Annotated in this window: 20 protein-coding genes; 11 read left to right on the plus strand and 9 right to left on the minus strand. The window is 73.0% G+C overall.

All coding sequences use genetic code 11. The features are described from left to right. Nucleotides 1-30: 30 nt before the first annotated feature. The 3 genes from ACZ7RU_RS31750 to ACZ7RU_RS31760 are packed head-to-tail and all read left to right on the plus strand — an operon-like array spanning nt 31 to nt 3,385. Nucleotides 31-957, plus strand: coding sequence for an adenosine kinase (locus ACZ7RU_RS31750; RefSeq protein ID WP_470344423.1), 927 nt, complete (start codon nt 31-33; stop codon nt 955-957). Next, nucleotides 954-2,447, plus strand: a complete 1,494-nt coding sequence (locus ACZ7RU_RS31755; RefSeq protein WP_470344424.1) for a GMC family oxidoreductase — start codon at nt 954-956, stop codon at nt 2,445-2,447. Before ACZ7RU_RS31750 ends, ACZ7RU_RS31755 begins: the two co-directional genes overlap by 4 nt. Before the next feature lie 41 nt (nt 2,448-2,488). After that, nucleotides 2,489-3,385, plus strand: a complete 897-nt coding sequence (locus ACZ7RU_RS31760) for an aldo/keto reductase (RefSeq protein WP_470344549.1) — start codon at nt 2,489-2,491, stop codon at nt 3,383-3,385. Nucleotides 3,386-3,474: 89 nt separating this feature from the next. Here ACZ7RU_RS31760 and ACZ7RU_RS31765 read toward each other — a convergent pair whose 3' ends face one another. The 3 genes from ACZ7RU_RS31765 to ACZ7RU_RS31775 form a co-directional block, all read right to left on the minus strand. Next, nucleotides 3,475-5,016, minus strand: a complete 1,542-nt coding sequence (locus tag ACZ7RU_RS31765) for an MFS transporter (protein ID WP_470344425.1) — start codon at nt 5,014-5,016, stop codon at nt 3,475-3,477. 122 nt (nt 5,017-5,138) lie between these two features. Beyond that, nucleotides 5,139-5,990 (minus strand): hypothetical protein, encoded by an 852-nt coding sequence (locus tag ACZ7RU_RS31770; protein ID WP_470344426.1) that lies wholly within the window; start codon nt 5,988-5,990, stop codon nt 5,139-5,141. Between the two features lie 92 nt (nt 5,991-6,082). Beyond that, entirely contained in the window at nt 6,083-7,252 is a 1,170-nt protein-coding gene (locus ACZ7RU_RS31775) for an HAD-IIIA family hydrolase (protein WP_470344427.1), read from the minus strand. A gap of 206 nt (nt 7,253-7,458) precedes the next feature. Between ACZ7RU_RS31775 and ACZ7RU_RS31780 the strand changes: the two genes are divergently transcribed. Further along, entirely contained in the window at nt 7,459-8,679 is a 1,221-nt protein-coding gene (locus ACZ7RU_RS31780) for a GNAT family N-acetyltransferase (protein ID WP_470344428.1), read from the plus strand. A 277-nt stretch (nt 8,680-8,956) separates the two neighbouring features. Here the strand turns inward: ACZ7RU_RS31780 and ACZ7RU_RS31785 are convergent, their stop codons facing one another. Next, the gene (locus ACZ7RU_RS31785; RefSeq protein ID WP_470344429.1) at nt 8,957-10,360 is read right to left on the minus strand and encodes a COG1470 family protein; all 1,404 of its coding nucleotides are present in this window, start codon (nt 10,358-10,360) and stop codon (nt 8,957-8,959) included. A 216-nt stretch (nt 10,361-10,576) separates the two neighbouring features. Here ACZ7RU_RS31785 and ACZ7RU_RS31790 point away from each other — a divergent pair, with 216 nt between their 5' ends. Beyond that, entirely contained in the window at nt 10,577-11,317 is a 741-nt protein-coding gene (locus ACZ7RU_RS31790) for a helix-turn-helix transcriptional regulator (protein ID WP_470344430.1), read from the plus strand. A gap of 65 nt (nt 11,318-11,382) precedes the next feature. On the opposite strand, the gene ACZ7RU_RS31795 is transcribed toward ACZ7RU_RS31790, so the two are convergent. Together ACZ7RU_RS31795 and ACZ7RU_RS31800 are read right to left on the minus strand one after the other, a co-directional pair. After that, on the minus strand, nt 11,383-11,604 hold the full coding sequence (locus ACZ7RU_RS31795; RefSeq protein ID WP_470344431.1) for a DUF397 domain-containing protein: 222 nt from the start codon (nt 11,602-11,604) through the stop codon (nt 11,383-11,385). Beyond that, nucleotides 11,601-12,449, minus strand: coding sequence for a helix-turn-helix domain-containing protein (locus ACZ7RU_RS31800; protein ID WP_470344432.1), 849 nt, complete (start codon nt 12,447-12,449; stop codon nt 11,601-11,603). Before ACZ7RU_RS31800 ends, ACZ7RU_RS31795 begins: the two co-directional genes overlap by 4 nt. 288 nt (nt 12,450-12,737) lie before the next feature. On the opposite strand from ACZ7RU_RS31800, the gene ACZ7RU_RS31805 reads away from it, so the two are divergent. From ACZ7RU_RS31805 to ACZ7RU_RS31825, 5 genes are all read left to right on the plus strand, one after another. Further along, nucleotides 12,738-13,106: an ATP-binding protein gene (locus tag ACZ7RU_RS31805; RefSeq protein WP_470344433.1), complete on the plus strand. Its 369-nt coding sequence runs from the start codon at nt 12,738-12,740 to the stop codon at nt 13,104-13,106. Next, entirely contained in the window at nt 13,103-13,363 is a 261-nt protein-coding gene (locus ACZ7RU_RS31810; RefSeq protein WP_470344434.1) for a hypothetical protein, read from the plus strand. Before ACZ7RU_RS31805 ends, ACZ7RU_RS31810 begins: the two co-directional genes overlap by 4 nt. Continuing rightward, on the plus strand, nt 13,351-13,503 hold the full coding sequence (locus ACZ7RU_RS31815) for a hypothetical protein (RefSeq protein WP_470344435.1): 153 nt from the start codon (nt 13,351-13,353) through the stop codon (nt 13,501-13,503). The genes ACZ7RU_RS31810 and ACZ7RU_RS31815 overlap by 13 nt, the downstream gene beginning before the upstream one ends. 74 nt (nt 13,504-13,577) lie before the next feature. Further along, nucleotides 13,578-13,712 carry a hypothetical protein gene (locus ACZ7RU_RS31820; RefSeq protein WP_470344436.1) on the plus strand — a complete coding sequence of 45 codons (135 nt, stop codon included), beginning with the start codon at nt 13,578-13,580 and terminating at the stop codon, nt 13,710-13,712. Next, entirely contained in the window at nt 13,709-14,848 is a 1,140-nt protein-coding gene (locus ACZ7RU_RS31825) for a methyltransferase domain-containing protein (protein WP_470344437.1), read from the plus strand. Before ACZ7RU_RS31820 ends, ACZ7RU_RS31825 begins: the two co-directional genes overlap by 4 nt. A 71-nt stretch (nt 14,849-14,919) precedes the next feature. Here ACZ7RU_RS31825 and ACZ7RU_RS31830 read toward each other — a convergent pair whose 3' ends face one another. Further along, nucleotides 14,920-15,264 (minus strand): ArsR/SmtB family transcription factor, encoded by a 345-nt coding sequence (locus ACZ7RU_RS31830; protein ID WP_470344438.1) that lies wholly within the window; start codon nt 15,262-15,264, stop codon nt 14,920-14,922. Nucleotides 15,265-15,363: 99 nt separating this feature from the next. Here ACZ7RU_RS31830 and ACZ7RU_RS31835 point away from each other — a divergent pair, with 99 nt between their 5' ends. Further along, nucleotides 15,364-15,774 (plus strand): tautomerase family protein, encoded by a 411-nt coding sequence (locus ACZ7RU_RS31835; RefSeq protein WP_470344439.1) that lies wholly within the window; start codon nt 15,364-15,366, stop codon nt 15,772-15,774. Between the two features lie 67 nt (nt 15,775-15,841). Here the strand turns inward: ACZ7RU_RS31835 and ACZ7RU_RS31840 are convergent, their stop codons facing one another. Together ACZ7RU_RS31840 and ACZ7RU_RS31845 are read right to left on the minus strand one after the other, a co-directional pair. Further along, nucleotides 15,842-16,492, minus strand: a complete 651-nt coding sequence (locus ACZ7RU_RS31840; protein WP_470344440.1) for an MOSC domain-containing protein — start codon at nt 16,490-16,492, stop codon at nt 15,842-15,844. A gap of 69 nt (nt 16,493-16,561) precedes the next feature. Then, nucleotides 16,562-17,023 carry a pyridoxamine 5'-phosphate oxidase family protein gene (locus ACZ7RU_RS31845; protein WP_470344441.1) on the minus strand — a complete coding sequence of 154 codons (462 nt, stop codon included), beginning with the start codon at nt 17,021-17,023 and terminating at the stop codon, nt 16,562-16,564. Between the last annotated feature and the right edge of the window lie 130 nt (nt 17,024-17,153).

Below are 17,153 nucleotides of genomic sequence, written 5' to 3' on the forward strand. Positions count from 1 at the left end.
CGCCAGGTCCCAGGCCCGAGAGGAACATCGATGAACACTGAGACGGACGTCCTCGTTCTGGGAGGCGCCGGTGTCGACACGATCGTGTACGTGCCCGAGCTTCCGCTGCCCTTCGCCGACAGCTACATGGTGCCGAGGGTCGAGATGCGGGCGGGTCAGACCGGCGACTTCGTCGCGCTCGGGCTCAGCGCGCTGGGCCTGCGCGTCCACCACCTGGACATGATCGGCGCGGACCACCCCGGCGACCTCGTCCGGGCCCTGCACCGCGACCGGGGCGTCCCGCTGACCGAGGTCCCGCTGCCCGGCGGCACCAAGCGCGCCGTCAACCTGGTCGGCCCCGACGGACGACGCCTGTCCCTCTACGACGACACCCGCTCGGACGAGGCGGACCGGCTGCCCGAGGAGACCGTCCGGGCGCTGGCCTCGGTGAGCCGCCACGCCCACGTGTCGATCACCTACCCCTGCGCGTTCGCGCTGCCGCAGCTGCGCGAGGCCGGTGTGACCGTCTCCACCGACCTGCACAACTGGGACGGCACGAACGCCTACCACGAGCCGTTCGCGTACGAGGCCGACGTCGTCTTCCTCTCCACCACCGCCCTCGCGGAGCCGGAGCGGACCATGCGGCGGATCGCCGAACGGGGCCGCGCCCGGGTGGTCGTCGCCACGGCCGGCGCCGAGGGCGCGTACCTGCTGTCCGACGGGGACGTCACCCACGTCCCCGTCGTCCCGCCGCCCGCCCCGGTGGTCGACTCCAACGGCGCCGGTGACGCCTTCGCGTCGGGCTTCCTGTTCGGTTGGCTGGCCGGCGAACCGGTCGCGCGGTGCGCCCGTTACGGCGCGATCGCCGGAGCGTTCGCCTGCACCGTGCCGGCGACCGGAACCGACTCCATCGCCCGCGACGAGCTCCTCGCCCGCGTCGCCGAACTGGACACGCCGACGGCGGAGGGGAACGCATGACGGGCCCGTCCGCCGGCTACGACGTGCTCGTCCTCGGCGGCGGTGTGGCCGGCTGTGTGCTGGCGGCCCGGTTGAGCGAGGACCCGGACCGCACCGTGTGCGTGGTGGAGGCCGGACCGGACTTCGGCCCCGAGCGGTCGGGATGGCCGGCCGGGGTGCTGAACGCCCGTGCGTTGCCGCGCGAGGAGGTGTGGGAGCGCCACGCGCCGGCCCACCGCATCCGTGCCCGACTGCTCGGCGGTTCGTCCTGCATCAACGGCTGCTGGAACACCTGGGGATCCGAGGCGGACCACGCCGAGTGGGCCCGGCTCGGAGGCCCGCGCTGGACGGCGTCGGCGATGGAGCCGTACCGCCTCGGGGCGGTGGAACGGATGGGCCTGCGCCGCGTACCGGAGCACGAGTTCTCGCAGTGGAGCCGGGCCGCCCTGGCGGCCGCCGCCGAGGTCGGCTTCCGGGAGGTGGACATGGGCACCCCCGGCGGGCCAGGGTACGGCACCCCGCTGCTCAACGCCTTCGACGGCGTCCGCCACAACGCGGCCTTCGCCTACCTGGACGCGGCGCGCTCACGGCCCAACCTCACCGTCGTCGCAGACGCCGCGGTGGACCGGCTGGACCTGCGCGACGGCCGCGTCCGGGGCGTGTCGATCGAGGTGGACGGCCGGCGCGAGACGCTGCACGCCGACAGCTACCTCCTGGCCTGCGGCACCTTCGGCTCGCCCGCCGTCCTGATGCGCAGCGGGATCGGTCCCGCGGCCCACCTGCTGGAGGTCGGCGTCCGACCCGAGATCGACCTGCCCGGAGTCGGGTCGAACCTCGTCGACCAACCCGGCGTGTTCGTGCCGCTGGCCCCGACGGACGAGCTGAACGCGGCGCTCGCCGCCAAGGAGGCCGCCGGTGACCTGTACGTCAGCAGGATGCTGGTCAGAGCGGCCAGCGGGCTCTGCCCGGACGGCTCCTGGGACCTCCACATCCTGCCGGTGGCCGGTCCGCCGCTGTTCGGAAGGCTCCCGCAGGGCCGGTACGAGGCGGGCGTCTCCGCCTTCGTGATGAAGCCGGCCTCGCGGGGCACCGTGCGGCTCGTGTCCTCCGACCACACGGCGGCGCCGGAGATCGACCCCGGCTTCCTCTCCGACGAGGGCGGCCGCGACCTCGCCGTCCTCCGCTCGGGCCTGGAGATCGTCGAACGGATGGCCGCGACGACGGCGCTGGCGCCGCTGGCCGGTCCCGTCCAGGGCCACCCGGCCCGGGACCTGTCGGATCAGGAGCTGCGTGCCCGCCTCGGCACCTACTGGCACCCCGTGGGCACCTGCGCCATGGGCGCGCCCGAGGACCCGCGGGCCGTGGTCGACGGCGAGGCCCGCGTCCGGGGCGTGTCCAACCTGCGGGTCGTCGACGCCTCCATCCTGCCGACCGTCCCGGCGGCCAACACCCAACTGCCGGTGCTCGCCGTCGCGGAGATGCTGGCGGACCTCGTCCGGGAGGCGGCGTGACGGGCCCGGCCGCCGGCGCCGACCGGGCCCTGTACGGGTGCATGGGGCTGGGCGGCAGCTGGGACGACAGCGCGTACACGGCGGCGGACGTCGGCCATGCCGAGACCGCGGTGGAAGCCGCGCTCGACGCCGGGATCACCGCGTTCGACCACGCGGACATCTACCGGCGCGGCAAGTCCGAAGCGGTCTTCGGCGAGTTGCTGTCGGCATCCCCCGGACTGCGGGCGCGCATCACCCTGCAGAGCAAGTGCGGCATCCGGCTCCCCGACGGGGAGCGGCCCGGCCTGTACGACCTCCGGGGGCCGACCATCGTACGGCGGGTGGAGGCGAGCCTCGCCCGGCTGCGCACCGACACGCTCGACGTGCTGCTGCTGCACCGACCCGATCCGCTGGCCCGTCCCGAGGAGATCGCCGAAGCCCTCGGCTCGCTGCACCGGCAGGGTCTGGTGCGGCGGTTCGGCGTGTCCAACATGAGCGCCGCGCAGATCGCCCGGCTCCGGGCGGAGCTCGACGTCCCCCTGGTCGTCAATCAGCTGGAGATGAGCCTGGGCCACCGCGCCTGGGTCGAGGACGGCGTACTGGTCAACACCGAGGCCTCCGCCGGGAACGGATTCCCGCACGGAACGGTCGAGTACTGCTCCGCCAACGGAATCGGCCTCCAGGCCTGGGGCGCCCTGGCCCGTGGTCGCTTCACCAGCGGCGGGCCGACGCCGACCGGCGACCTCGTCCGCGCCCTCGCCGCGAAGAAGGGCACGACACCGGAGACGATCCTCCTCTGGTGGCTCCGGCGTCACCCGGCCGGCATCGCACCGGTCATCGGGACCACGCGGCCCGAACGCATCACGGCCTGCCGTGACGCCGTGCTGCGCGAACCCGAACTCACCCACGAGGAGTGGTACGACCTGTGGATCAGCGCCCGCGGTGCCCCGCTGCCCTGATCCCGCACCGACCGCCCGTTCCGCCGCCCCACCGGCGGAACGGGTTCGACCGTCCCGTCCAGCGCCCCACTGCCGCAGAGGAGCGGCCGTCACGCGCGGGAATCAGGCACCGATGGCGTCCTCGTACCGGTAGCGGTCAAGCCGTCGTCGCGGACGGCGCTGAGCGGGGTGGCCAGCGATTCCAGGCTGCGCCGTTCGGCCTTGACGCCGATGGCGGCCTCGACGAGGCCCGCGGCCGTCATCAGGGCGGCGCCGATGCAGAAGGCGAGGGTCGTGTCGGCGGCCCTGCCGCTGCTGACCAGGCCGTTGAAGAGCAGCGGGCCGCTGATCCCGCCGACGGCGGTGCCGACCGCGTAGAAGAAGGCGATGCACAGGGCGCGGGTCTCCAGCGGGAAGATCTCGCTCACGGTCAGGTAGGCCGCGCTCGCGCCGGCCGAGGCGAGGAACAGCACGATCGTCCAGCAGGCGGTCATGGTGTCGGCGGAGAGCGAGCCCCGCTGGAAGAGGTAGGCGGTGCCGAACAGCAGCACGCCGGAACCGATGTAGCAGCCGGCGATCATCGGCTTGCGGCCGACGCTGTCGAAGAGGTGGCCGAGCAGGAGGGGGCCGAGGAAGTTGCCGACGGCGATGACGGCGAAGTAGTAGCCGGTGTCGCCCTCGGGGACGGCGAAGAACGTGGTGAGGACGGTGGCGTAACCGAAGGTCACCGCGTTGTAGAGGAAGGCCTGGCCGATGAACAGCGCGAGCCCGAGCACGGTGCGCTTCGGGTAGCGGCTGACCACGGTACGGGCGATCGAGAGGAAGCCCAGGGGCGCGCGTTCGCGGATGAGGACGGGCTCCTCGTCGACGGGCGGCAGCTTCCGGCCGGTCTGGCGTTCCACCGTCCGCTCGGCCTGCGCCACGATCTCCTCGGCCTCCCCGGCCCGCCCGTGGGTGAACAACCAGCGGGGGCTCTCCGGGACGTGGCGGCGGACCAGCAGGATCACCAGGCCGAGGACGACGCCGATGCCGAAGGCCAGCCGCCAGCCGACGTCGGTGGCGAAGAACGCGGTGTTCAGAAGGGCGATCGACGCGAAGGCGCCGAGAGCCGCGCCGAGCCAGAAGCTGCCGTTGATGATCAGGTCGATCCGGCCGCGCACCCGGGCGGGGATCAGTTCGTCGATGGCGGAGTTGATCGCCGCGTACTCGCCTCCGATGCCGAACCCGGTGAGGAAGCGGCAGAGGAAGAAGAACCAGGCGGTCCAGGAGAGCGCGGTGACGGCGGTGGCGGCGAGGTAGACGGCCAGGGTGAGCATGAAGAGCTTCCTGCGTCCCAGCCGGTCGGTCAGCCGCCCGAAGAAGAGGGCGCCGGCGCAGGCACCCGCCACGTAGAGCGCGGCGGCCACGGTGGTGACCTCGGCGGTGCTGATGGCGATGCCGCTGCCCTGCTCGGCCAGTCGGCCGGCCATGTTGCCGACGATCGTCACCTCCAGGCCGTCGAGGATCCACACCGTGCCCAGGCCGATGACGATCCGCCAGTGCCAGTGTGACCAGGGCAGCCGGTCCAGGCGGGCGGGGACGTCGGTGGCGACCACCCCCGGCTCGACCTCCCGTGCGGACTGTGATGTCTTCGCCTTCGCCGGATCGACCACGGCGGACTCCTTCCCCCTCGGGGCTCGCTGACGGGTCCCGTCTGCCCGTTTCCGCGCGGGTCACGCCGGGCACCGGCCGGGCCCGGTGAGGCCGGGCCCGCGACCGCTGCCCCGGCGGGTGCTCAGGTCCGCGGCGGTCGGTCGCCCTCGGCGTCCTCGCCCCCGGTGGCACCCTCGACCGACTCCGGCGCCTCGATGCCCGGTTCCTCGTCGGGCCGCCGTCGGACCGGGCCCGCCCCGGTGTCCCCGGGCTCGGCTCCGCCGTCGGAGCGGATCCGCACGGCCTCCTCCTCGGCCGACAGGCCCGCGGTGTCGCCGGGTGCGTCGGCCCGCAGGTCGCTGTGCGGGTCGGGCGGGTCGAGGCGTCCGGCGGCCTGTTCGGGCACGCCGGCCACGGCCGTCCGTTCGTCGGTCTCGGGTTCCTCCTGGGCGAGCCGGGCGTCGAGCGACTCGCCCTCGGCCTGCTCGGCCGGGGTGGTGCCGAAGGACTCGGCGGCCACCGGCGTGTCCCCGGGGACGGGCTGGACCTGGGGGTCCTGCGACCACGTCCGGGCGGGGGAGCCGTCCTGGAGGTCGGGGATGCCCTCGTCCTCCGGTTCGGCGCCGGGGTCGTGCCGGCCCCGCTCGGGCTCCTCCGGCTCCTCCAGCGGTTCCACCGTTTCCGCGGACGCCGGGGCTCCGGCGGCCGCGGTGCTCTGGGCGGGCCCGTCCGGGGACTCCTCGGCGTCCGTGGGCAGGCGTCGCGGGCCGCCGTACTCCTCGTCGGGCTGGACGCCGGGTACCGGGCCCTCGGCGATCTCCGGCTGCTGCACGTCACTCCCCGCGACGTTGGGCGTTCCGCCCTTGCCGATCGGCGACGGCCGGCGCCCCGGGTCCTCGGTCCTCTCCTCGTCCCGCTCCGTCCCGGCGGTGTCCGCCGGGCCGATCGCGCCCCCCATGTCGTGCAGCGGTCGTTCGTGCCGTTCGCCGTTCATGCTGTCCTCCGTTCGTGTCCGGGCCTGCGGACCGGGCCCGGTGAGGCGTCTTTCCGTCGTGCGGCCGCTCACACGGGCCATTGGGGGCGTGGTCAGTGGCGCAGCAGCAGAGCGGCGGCCTCGGCCGGGCCGTCGGCGGACGGGCAGGCGGTGAGGGTGCAGGGCGGGCACGCGGGATGCGGCGGCCGGCCGGCCTCGCGGACCCGGATCGCGTGCGCGCCGGCGGCCAGCGCGGCGGCGATCACGGAGTCGGCGCCGCCGATCACGGTGACGCGGGCGGGCGGCAGGCCGAGGGCCAGGCAGGCGGCCGTCACGAGGCCGGGGTCGGGCATGTGGCAGGCGCAGCCGTCGTGCGAGCCGTGCGGGCAGACCGCCCACACGTCCACCGGTCCCAGCAGCAGTTCGGCCCGGGCCTGGATGGCGTCGACCTGGCCGTGGCCGAGCATCCCCCGCGCCACGGCCGGCTGGTTGCTCAGCACGCCGAGTGCGAAGCCGGCCGCGCGCAGCGCCGCGAGGGCGGCGCGGACGCCCGCCGTCGGGTGGACCATGGCGGGGTCGCCGTTGCAGGAGACGTCCTGGAGGAGCGTGCCGTCGCGGCCGAACAGCACCGCACGGGTCCGGTCCGCCGGGCCGGGCGCGGCGGTCAGCCAGGGGCCGGACCGGTCGCAGGGGCCGGACGGCCAGGGCTGCGGAACGGTGGGGACGGGTTCTCCGAGGTACGCCATACCGCTGCGGGTTGCCGTCGGGGGGAAGATCAAACGGCCGTGCGGTGCCGGGCCGCGCCGTTGCCGTCGGTCGGCCCGCGCCGCGCTGCCGACCGCCCGCTCCGCCGTCCGGCTGGCGGCGGCGGCGGCGACGGCCGAGGCCGGGGTCCGCACCGGCGCCCGTACGGCGCTCTCCGCGACCGCCACCGCCCGGCGGGCGGCCCGGGTGGCCGGGAACGCTGCCGCGGCGGGCCGGGGCCACTGGCAGACGGGCAGCCGGATCCGGCTCTCGCTGCGCCCGGCGACGGCCCGGTGCGGGACGTGGAGGGCGCGGCCCGGCGGGTGGGCCTGGGGCTGGCGAGGCGGTCGGACGTGGTCGCCGCCTACTGGGACGGCGGGCCGGCCCGCGCTGGGCGACTGCGACGTGGTCGCCCGGGTCGCACCGGAGCAGAAGGTGCTGGTCGTCGAGGCGCCGCGGGAGGCGGGACGGGTGGTGGCGATGGTGGGGGAGGGCGCCGACGACGCCGCCATCCGCGCCGCCGACATCGGGGCGGGCATCGCCGCCCGCGGATCCGCGGCGGCCCGCAACGCCGCCGACCTGGTGATCACCCTGTGGCGCGGGCGGCCCTCGCGCGGTCCCTGGCCGCGGCCGGACCGCTGCGGCCGGGCCGGTAATTCATTTGACCGGGGGGTGACGCAAAGGTGCACTTCGGGGGGCCGCCGCGCGAGGCGGTGGCCGTCACACGGGGAGGCAGCAGCACCACATGGAGATCCGTTCCACGACCGACCAGGACCTCGGCGCCTTCGTCGACACCTTCCACGCCGCGCTGGGGCGCTTCCCGGACACCCCGAACGCGGACGGCGGCGAGGTCTGGTGGGCGGCGACCGAGATGGACCGCAACCTGCTGGCCGTGACGGCGGACGGACGGCCCGTCGGCACCGCCGGCGCGTACAGCTTCGAGCTCACCCTGCCCGGGCAGGTCGTCGTCCCGGCCCCCGGGGTGACGGCCGTCGGCGTCCTGCCCACCCACCGGCGCCAGGGTGTGCTCACCGCCATGATGCGGCGACAGTTCGCCGACCTGCGGGCCCGCGGGGAGTTCCTCGCCGTGCTGCTGGCCTCCGAGGCCGGGATCTACGGCCGGTTCGGCTACGGTCCGGCCACGTACACCCAGCGGCTGACGGTGCAGCGCCACCAGGCGGCGTTCGCCGCGCCCCGGGGGCCCCGGGCGGCCGACGCCCCGGCGGGCGGTTCGGTCGAGCTGCTGCGGCGGGCCGAGTGCGGGGAGATCGTCGAGCAGGTCTACGACCGCTACCGCCGCGTCCAGCCGGGCGCGCTGTCCCGGCCGCGCCGCTGGTGGGAGCTGGGCGCGGGGCAGGTCCCGACCGCCCCGACGCCGCGTTACGTCGCCGTCCACCGGGACGCCGACGGCACCCCGGACGGGTACGCCAGCTACTGGATGGACGGGGACGCCCTGACGGTGGACGAGACCGTCGCCGTCGACGACGCCGGCTACACGGACCTGGCCCGGTTCCTGCTCGGCCACGACCTGGCCGCCAGGGTCGTGTTCCGGCACCACCCGCCCGGCCACCCGCTGCGCTGGCAGTTCGAGGACTTCCGGGCCGGCGAGCTGAGCGGGGAGACCGACTGGCTCTGGGTGCGGCTGCTGGACGTTCCCCGCGCGCTGACCTCGCGCGGCTGGTTCACGGACGGCGAGCTGGTCCTGGAGGTCGACGACCCGTTCCTCGGCGAGCACCACCGGTACCTGCTGACCGTCCGGGACGGGAAGGCCGAGTGCGTGCCGACGGACCGGGAGCCCGACCTCTCCCTGGACGTCCGCGACCTGGGCGCGGTCTACCTCGGCGGCACCGCCCCGAGCGCGCTCGTCCGGGCCGGGCACGTCCGCGCCCACCGCCCCGGCGCGGCCGTCCTCGCCGACGCCCTGTTCCGCGCCGAGCGCACCCCGCACTGCCTGCACTGGTTCTGAGCCTCCGGCAGCCACGTCGACGCCGGTCCCGCCCCGTCAGGGCGGGACCGGCGTTCTGCGTTCCGGGGCAAACGCACCGTCCGAAGGGGCGAACCGGTTGCCCCCGGGGACCAGGCCGGTTGCCCCCGGAGGACAGACCGCGGCATGTCGCGCGCGGGTCGACTTTGTTCGTACGGGTGCACGATGCAACAGTGTCCGTCGAGTGTTGACATGGTCACGAGACGTGAGGGGAGATGCGGGGGGAGCGGGAAATCGGAGACGAACGGGCCGGAAACCTTCAGTTCACCGGCCGGATGTCGCTCAATGTCCCGCTGACGTTCAGGAGTTCGTGGCACGTGGCCGCCTGCTTGCCCGACGCCGGAGTGCCCGGCGCCTCACAGGTCACGTTCGCCGTCACGGTCTGGTCCTCGGGGACCTGGATGGGAGTCACCCAGTGGTAGTCCTGGTTGCGGAAGGTCTCCAAGGCGATGGTGGTGATCGTCTTGTTGCCGGCCGTGATGGTCACCACACCCTGGTCGCCCTGGAAGTTGGCCACCACGATGTCGGTGATGTCGAGGACCTTGCCGTGCGGCACCGGATAACTGCCCGTCCCGGCCGCGCCGTTCGCGGTCTGCACGTCGATCGTCTCGGAGAACTGGGCCCCGGTCCCCGGCACCGCCGGGCCCGCGCCCGGACCACCCTGGCCGCCCGGGCCGGTGGCCGGCTTCCCGGCGCCCGGCTTGGTCTGCCCACCGGGGGTGGCCCCGTTGGCGGGGGCGCCCGGTGCGTCACCGGCCGCAGTGGCCGCCGGCGCGAGCGGGGTGGCGCTCTGCTGGGCGACGACGGCCTGTTCGGCGGCCTGCTTCGCGGAACTGCGCACCGCCGGGCGGACCAGCGCGAACCAGGCCAGCAGCAGCGCGATCAGCGCGGCCAGCAGGGCGAGCAGCCAGGTGGGGAAGATCGGCAGCTGGACGAACTCGCCGTCCAGGAGGGGCTTCTGGGGCGCCGGTGCGGCGGCCTCCGGGGCGCTGCTCCCGGTCCTGCCGTTGGTGCCGTCCTTGTCGTTCGTGCCGTTCGCGCCGTCCTTGGTGTCCGGCCGCTCCTCCGGGCCCACCGTCACCTCGAACGGCCAGGTCGCCGGCTTGCCGAACCAGATCAGCTTGCGGGTGCGTGCCTGCACCCGCACCTCCCCGGACTCACCGGGCTCCAGCCGCAGCTTCTCCGGCGTGACCCCGAACCGCAGGTCCTCACCGGCCTGTCCGGGCGTGAAGGCCACCGTGGTGGGAGCGTTGCCCTGGTTGCGCACCGAGGCCCGGTAGCGCCCGCGCAGCCAGCCCCGCCGACGGCGCGGGGCGAGCGCGGCCTGCAACTCGTGGAACGGCGTCACGGTGACCGTGGTCTCCGGCACCGTCACCAGGTCGGGGCGCTCGACCGGCAGCACCCGGACGCCGAGCGGGAACTCGCCGGCCCGGGCCGCGGAGGAGCGCGGCGGGGCCAGCCGGATCGTCACCGTCTCGGAGGTCCCGGGGAAGAGCGACACCCGGGCCGGCTCGACCGTCGTCCAGGCGGCGCAGTCGCCGACCACCTCGAACGTGTAGGCCTCAACGATGTCGAGGTCGTTGCGTACCGTCAGGGTCGTGGTGGCCACGCCACCGGGGGCCACCGTCAGTGCGGGCAGGCCGAGTTCGGCGGATGTGGTCATAGCGTGACGGTAGGGCCGTACGGCGCCGGAGAAGAGGGCCGTACGGGCAAGCTGTGGGCACACCCCTTGCCCGTACGGACCGCCCGGAGACCCCGCCCGGTGCGGCCGCGGGCCCGGCCCCGTCGCGCGTGACCGCTCCCACATTCCCCCGGCCGGCCCCGCCTCGCGGGCAGTCGGCCGTCACCCTCGCAGGCTCAGAAAGAATGGAGTAGTTCGATGACGTCGACCGATACAACCCGTGAGGAAGTCGTCACCGCGCGCCGGACCGGGGTGGCGCCCCGTTCCGGCACCGCCGCCGCCGCGTTGCGCGTCCCCGAGCAACTGCGCGGCAGGCGCGGCCAGGTGCGGGTCGCGGTCTTCGCCGAGGACCTCATCCTCCAGACCGGCGTGGTCCAGCAACTGCGCCAGCGCCCCGAGGTGGAGCTGCTGAACGAGGGCGAGGCCGGGCGGGCCGAGGTCTCCCTGCTGGTCGTCGACGCGTTGACCGACACGGTGACCGAGCACCTGCGCCGGCTGCGGCTCGCCAACTCCGGCCGGATAGGCCTGGTGGTGGGGCAGTTCGAGGCGGGCGGGCTGCAGACCATCGTGGAGCACGGGGTCGGCGCCGTGCTGCGCCGCTCGGAGGCCACCCAGGACCGGCTGGTGCACCTGATCACGGCGTTGGCCAACGGAGAGGGCGTGATGCCCGGTGATCTGCTGGGGGAGTTGCTCGACCGGATCGGGATGTTGCAGCGCACCATGCTCGATGGGCGGGGCCTGACCCTCTCGACGTTGACGGCACGGGAGGCGGAGATGCTGAAGCTGGTGGCGGAGGGCTTCGACACCAGTGAGATAGCCGCCAAGACCTCGTACTCCGAGCGCACGGTGAAGAACGTGCTGCACGAGATCATCACCCGCCTGGGCCTGCGCAACCGCGCCCACGCCGTGGGCTACGCCATGCGGCGCGGCCTGATATAGGCGAAAGGGAGCGGGAAGCGGTGCCTCGCCCCGGGCAGGGCGAGGCACCGCTCGAAGAGGAGTTGTCAGAGGAGTCCGAAGTCGAATTCCCCGGTGCCGACAGCGGCAATGAAGGCTGCGTGGGCCGTGCGGTCGAAGCCCAAGGCAGGGCCGAAAGGGTCCTTGCTGTCTCGGACCGCGACGGCCTCGGGGAGGAGTGCGTATTCGACGCAGTTCTCGTTGCCGCCGCTGTAGCTCGACTTCCGGAAGGTGAAGCCAGTCGCCTCGGCGTCGGGGTAGTGGGTCACTTGATCAGTTCTCTCTGTGCGGTGATGAACTCGAGCGAGGAGCCGACAGAAAGGGCTTCGGCCGTGATCTCCTGGAACTTCGCCCGGTACAGCTCGACGTCGGTCGGGTCCTCGATCCAGAAACCGGCGAGCATGCCTTCGACGAAGACCACGTCGAGGTCCTTCCGCTGAGGGAATCCGAGCAGGGCGAACGCTCCGCTCATGCCCGGGTGGATGGCCGCACCCGCAGGCATTACCTGGATGTTGACGTTCGCAAGTCGGCTCAGCGTGAGCAGCTTGTCGAGTTGTGGGCCCATGACGTCGGGACGATCTGCGATGGCTCGGAGCGTGGCCTCGTGGATGACCGCCCAGACCTCGACGGGGTTCGGGCGGGTCAGGATGGACTGCCGGGCCATGCGGACCTGTACCAGATCGTCAACCGTGCCGCGGTTGGTGGTCCGGAGCCGATCGATGACCAGCCGAGCGTATTCGGCAGTCTGGAAGAGCCCTGGGATGAAAGCGGGTTCGTAGGTCTTGAAGGTCGAAGCCTCGGTTTCGAGCATGATCAGGTCGGTTGCTGACACGTTGATCACGTCGCGATAGCTCAGCCACCAGCCGCGCTTGCTGCCGTCCTTCGTGATGGCGATCAAGCTGGCGCGGAACTCTTCGTCGTCGCAACCGTAGTGGTCGAGGAGCTTGTTGACGTCCTCGATCTTGGCCGCCGTGCGGGCGTTCTCGATCCGGTTCAGCTTGGCCAGGCTCATGCCGGTGGCGTCGGCCGCCGTGTCCGCGGCGATCATCGCTTGCTCGCGGAGCCTTCGCAGCTCCTCGCCCAGCCGACGACGGCGAACGGTTGATACCGCCATGCGATGCCCCTCCTGACTTCTCGGTGGACCAGTCTGCCCTTGCCGATTGCACGGGCGCTACCGGCAACTGACAGGGAGAGGCACCGAATTCGGGTTCGATATGAGATTTTGCAGATTAGTTGAGCCGACTTGCACATGTGACGGCCCTCACGTCATGCTGAGTGTAGCCGACCGCATGCTCTGAGTGATCAGGGTTGGGATCCGGTTGCGTTTTTCCGTCATTCCATCGCTTCGATCGCGCGTTTGATCGATTGATGGTCACATCCGAAGCCCTGCGGAGGTTTCATCGTGCTCTCCCACGAACTCCCCCCTGACTGGTCGGCCGCGCGCGAGGAGTTGCGCGAGGCCACGGCGCGCGCCGGGTGGAAGCCCGACCTGGTCGCCGATGCCGAGGTCGCGCTCCTCGAACTCTTCGTCAACGCCTGGCGTCACGGCGGCAGTGCGGCGCCGATCGTCGTCATCGCCCTGCTCGACCACGTGCTCCGGGTGTCCGTCAGCGACGGGAGCCCGATCCTCCCGATCCAGCGCGACGGCTCCGACCTCCTCGGAGTCTCCGGCCGGGGCCTGCGCCTCGTCCGCTCCCTCACCGACCGCTTCGGTACGGAGCCCCGGAAGTCCGGGAAGTCCTGCTGGTTCGAGCTGGACTCCGCCGCGTGACCGCCGACCACCGCCGCCCGACCGGGCCGGCCGACCCGGTCATGCGCACTTACACCGAACCGGAGGTCGCCTCCCTGCTCGGCGAACTCCGCGCGCGGGGCCGCAAGTTCGGCCTCCTCTGGCCCTCCCTGGCCACGGACCGGGTGGTCGACGGCCGTGTCCTGGTCCGCTTCGGCGCCGCTCCGGCGAGCACCGTGCTCAACCTCCTCGCGATCCTCCGCCACTACGACAAGGCCGAGGCCCCGTGCGACTCCTGATCGGCCTCGCGCTTCCCCTCCTCCTGCTCCTCGCGATCGCCGTCGTCGGCCTCGGCGCGGTCGCCGTCCTGCGGATGCCCCACCGCCCGGACCTCGCCGCGGCCCCGGATCGAAACCGCGACCGCCACCCCGTCTCCTGAAGTCCCCGCGCAGGAAGTCGGTCCCGCCGACTTCCTGCTCCATCGAAGTACCGAACCCAGAGAGGACCTTGACCATGGGTGACGAGAACAAGGGCGGCCCGAACGACGGCAGGAGCCCCGGGCACGCCAAGCCCGGCGGACCGTCGATCGGCCCGAAGCCGTCGTCGGACAGCCAGAAGCCCGCCCCGGACCCGAAGCACAAGAAGTGAGCCCCGATGAACTGCGCGCCGCGCTGGTGGCCGCACTGACCGGGAAAGGGTCGCTGACCCCTGCCTGGGCCCCGTCCGTGGCGGCCGTTCCCCGACACGCGTTCCTCCCGGAGACCATCTGGGCGGCGGAGGAGGGAGGCGGCGACGCCGGGTGCAGCCGCTCCGAGGAACCCGAACGGTGGATGCGGCTCGCCTACAGCGATCTGCCGATCATCACGCAGTGGGACGACGGAGCCGACGACGGGACCCGCAGCACGCCCACGTCGTCGGCGTCCATGCCCACGGTGGTCGCCGAGATGCTGTCCGACCTGGACGCGGAACCCGGTCACCGGGTGCTCGAGATCGGAACCGGTACCGGGTACAACGCGGCGCTGCTGGCGCACCGCCTGGGCGCTGAGACGGTGTCCACCGTCGAGGTGGACGCCCGGGTCGCCGCCCAGGCGAGCGCCGCACTTCGCGGCGCCGGCTACACGCCCGAGGTCGTGTGCGGGGACGGGGCGCTCGGGTGGGCCGTGCGCGCTCCGTACGATCGGATCATCTCCACCGTGTCACTGCGGCACCTCCCGCCCGCCTGGCTGCCGCAGACCCGGCCGGGCGGGGTGATCGTCAGCCCCGTCTCGCCGCTGCTGGGCGGCGGCGCGGTCGTACGCCTCACGGTGGACGGCGAGGGGACGGCAAGCGGCCGGTTCACCCGCTCGTCCGCCTTCATGATGCTGCGACAGCAGCGTTACGGGGGCGCCCCGGTGGACGCCTACCTGCCGGGGGAGTGGCCGGGCGACTCCGGGCGGTCCTGGACGGAGCTCGACCCCGAGGCCATCGGGGACGACTGGTTGGCGCAGTTCGCCTGTGCCCTCGCCCTGCCGGACGTGTACTACCGGCGCAACGCGTTCGGCGAGGGCTGGACGTGGTGGCTGTTCGACACGGCCGTCACCTCCTGGGCGACCGTGGATTCCGTGCCCGGGGAATCCCGGTTCGACGTCCGGCAGTCCGGCCCGCGCCGACTCTGGGACGAGGTGGAGGGCGCCTACCGCCGATGGGAGTCCGCCGGACGCCCCGGGTACGAGCGGTACGGGCTCACGGTGACCCCGGCCGGACAGACGGCCTGGCTGGACGAGCCCGACCATCCCCTGAAGTGACGGCCGGGACACGGACGCGCACGAGAAGTCGGCCCGGCCGACTTCTCGTGCGGCATCGGCGGTCCCTCGTGCTACTCCGCGGACCCGCCACGGTCCGTCGCGGACTCCGCCAGCACCAGATCGAGGAGGCCGGGGAAGCGCCGGTCGAACTCGGGGCGGCGGAGCCGGTTGAGCCGGCGCGGTCCCTCGTCGCGCTGCTCGACGAGGCCGGCGGCACGCAGCACGGTGAAGTGGTGACTGCGCGTCGCCTTGGCGACCGGAAGGTCGAACGTGCCGCAGGCGCGGGTCCAGTCGGGGGCACCGGCCAACTCCCTGAGGATGGCGCGTCGTACCGGGTCGCCGACCGCGTCGAGCGCGTCCTGGAGCGACACTTCGGTCGGATGGGTGTGGGTGAGGCTGCGGGTGCGGGCGGACATGGACCGGTCCTCTGTAGAGTGTTCGACGGCCGCCGTACACTGGTATGGTCGATGGTCATCGAACACTCTAGCTGGATCTTCCGGAAAGCGAGCGTTCCCATGCCTCTGGTCCGCATCGACCTGTCCACCGACCGGTCGCCCGCCGTCCGACGCGCGATCGCCGACGGCGTGCACCAGGCCCTCGTCGACGCCATCGGCATCCCGGCCGATGACCGCTTCCAGATCGTCACCCCGCACGATCCCGAAGAGCTGATCTTCGACCCGAACTACCTCGACGTGGCCCGCCGGGACGTCGTCTGCGTCCAGATCTCCCTGGTGGCCGGTCGGCCCAGGGAGCTCAAGCTCGACCTGTACCGGCGGATCGCGGCCAACCTGACCGAGGTCGGCGTGCGGCCCGAGGACGTGTTCGTCACGCTCGTCGAGAACGCCCTCGACGACTGGTCGGTGGGCAACGGCAGGGCGCAACTGGTCGAGCTGGGTGCCGTGGCGGGAGCGCCCGTCGAGCCGTGATCCGGCGCAGCGCGCCCGTTCCCCGCATGCCGAGGGTGCCGATCGCGCGGGCGGAGAGACTGATCGGCTACGAGTCCGTGCGCCTGCGCACCAGTTCCCTGCTCTCCTCCGGCAGCGCGTCAGCGACCAGCAGCCGCGGCAGCAGGTCCGGTTCGAGCGTCATCGCACGGAACGCGAGTGCGACGGTCACGTCGTGGTCGGGCCGGTGCACGATCTCGACGGGGTCGGAAGCCCGGACGTCTCCCGGCTCGATCACGCGCAGGTAGGCGCCCGGCACCGCGGCCCGGGTGAACCGCTTGATCCAGCCCTCTCGCTCCAGCCATCCCTGGAACGTCGCGCACGGGATCCGCGCGCACGACACCTCCAGGACCACGTCCGGCCCGATCCGCCAACGCTCACCGATCAGGGCGCCGTTGACGTCGAGGCCCAGGGTCGTGAGGTTCTCCCCGAAGACGCCGTTGGCAAGCGGCCTGCCCAACTCGGCCTCCCACCCGTCGAGATCCTCGCGGGCGTAGGCGTAGAGGGCCTGATCGGGACCGCCGTGGTGCTTCACGTCGTAGACGCGGTCGCCCACGAGACCGACCTCGCCGGTGCCCTTGGGGCCGGGGGCGATGACGGCGACCGGACCGTGGACGGGCTGCTTGTCGATTCCTGTCGCGCTGAGGCCCTTCCACGGGTTGGGCCGGGGCCTGCCGACATTGACGGAGAGCAGTTTCATGCGCGCGACGATACGGGCCTCCGCGTGCCGGGGCGACCCCTTTCCCTGCCGCCTCAGACCGGCCACGCCTCAGTCCGGCCACGCCCCGTCGCGCATGATGACCCTGCCGCGCAACTCCGGTTCGCCGCGCCAGGCGCGGACGGTCACCGGCACCACGCGTACGTACAGGAAGGAACCCTCCTCCGTGCGCGGGTCCCACCCGAACTTGGCGGCGAACGCCTCCGCCGCGTCGCCTGGCACGTCCTGGTCCGGGAAGCACTCCGCCTCGCCCTGGAGGAGCACCACGTCGAAGGTGTCGGGCAGCGCCAGACGCACGCGCGGCTCCACGCGGAGGTTCCGCGCAGTCGGGGAAGCGGCGCCGGTGCACAGCCACACCGCTCGCCCGTCCCACAGGAACCACAGCGGCACCTGGTGCGGCCCGTGATCGGGATGCGCCGTCGACACCCAGACGTCCCGCTCGGTGACGAGCCGTTCGAGAGTGTCGCGCCTGCGTTCCGCCGCCGGGCGGAGTCCGTTCCCCGTGTTCCGCATGAGTGCCGACGATAGATAGGCGGTTCGAGGCGCGCATGGGGCGGTGGACCTACGCCCGGCGACCGATGAACCCTCCGCCTCCAGCCCGGGGAGGCCGTCTCCACAGCGTCGCGCGGGAAGTCGGCCCGGC

The sequence above is a fragment of the Kitasatospora sp. NPDC114501 genome, from assembly GCF_055633695.1.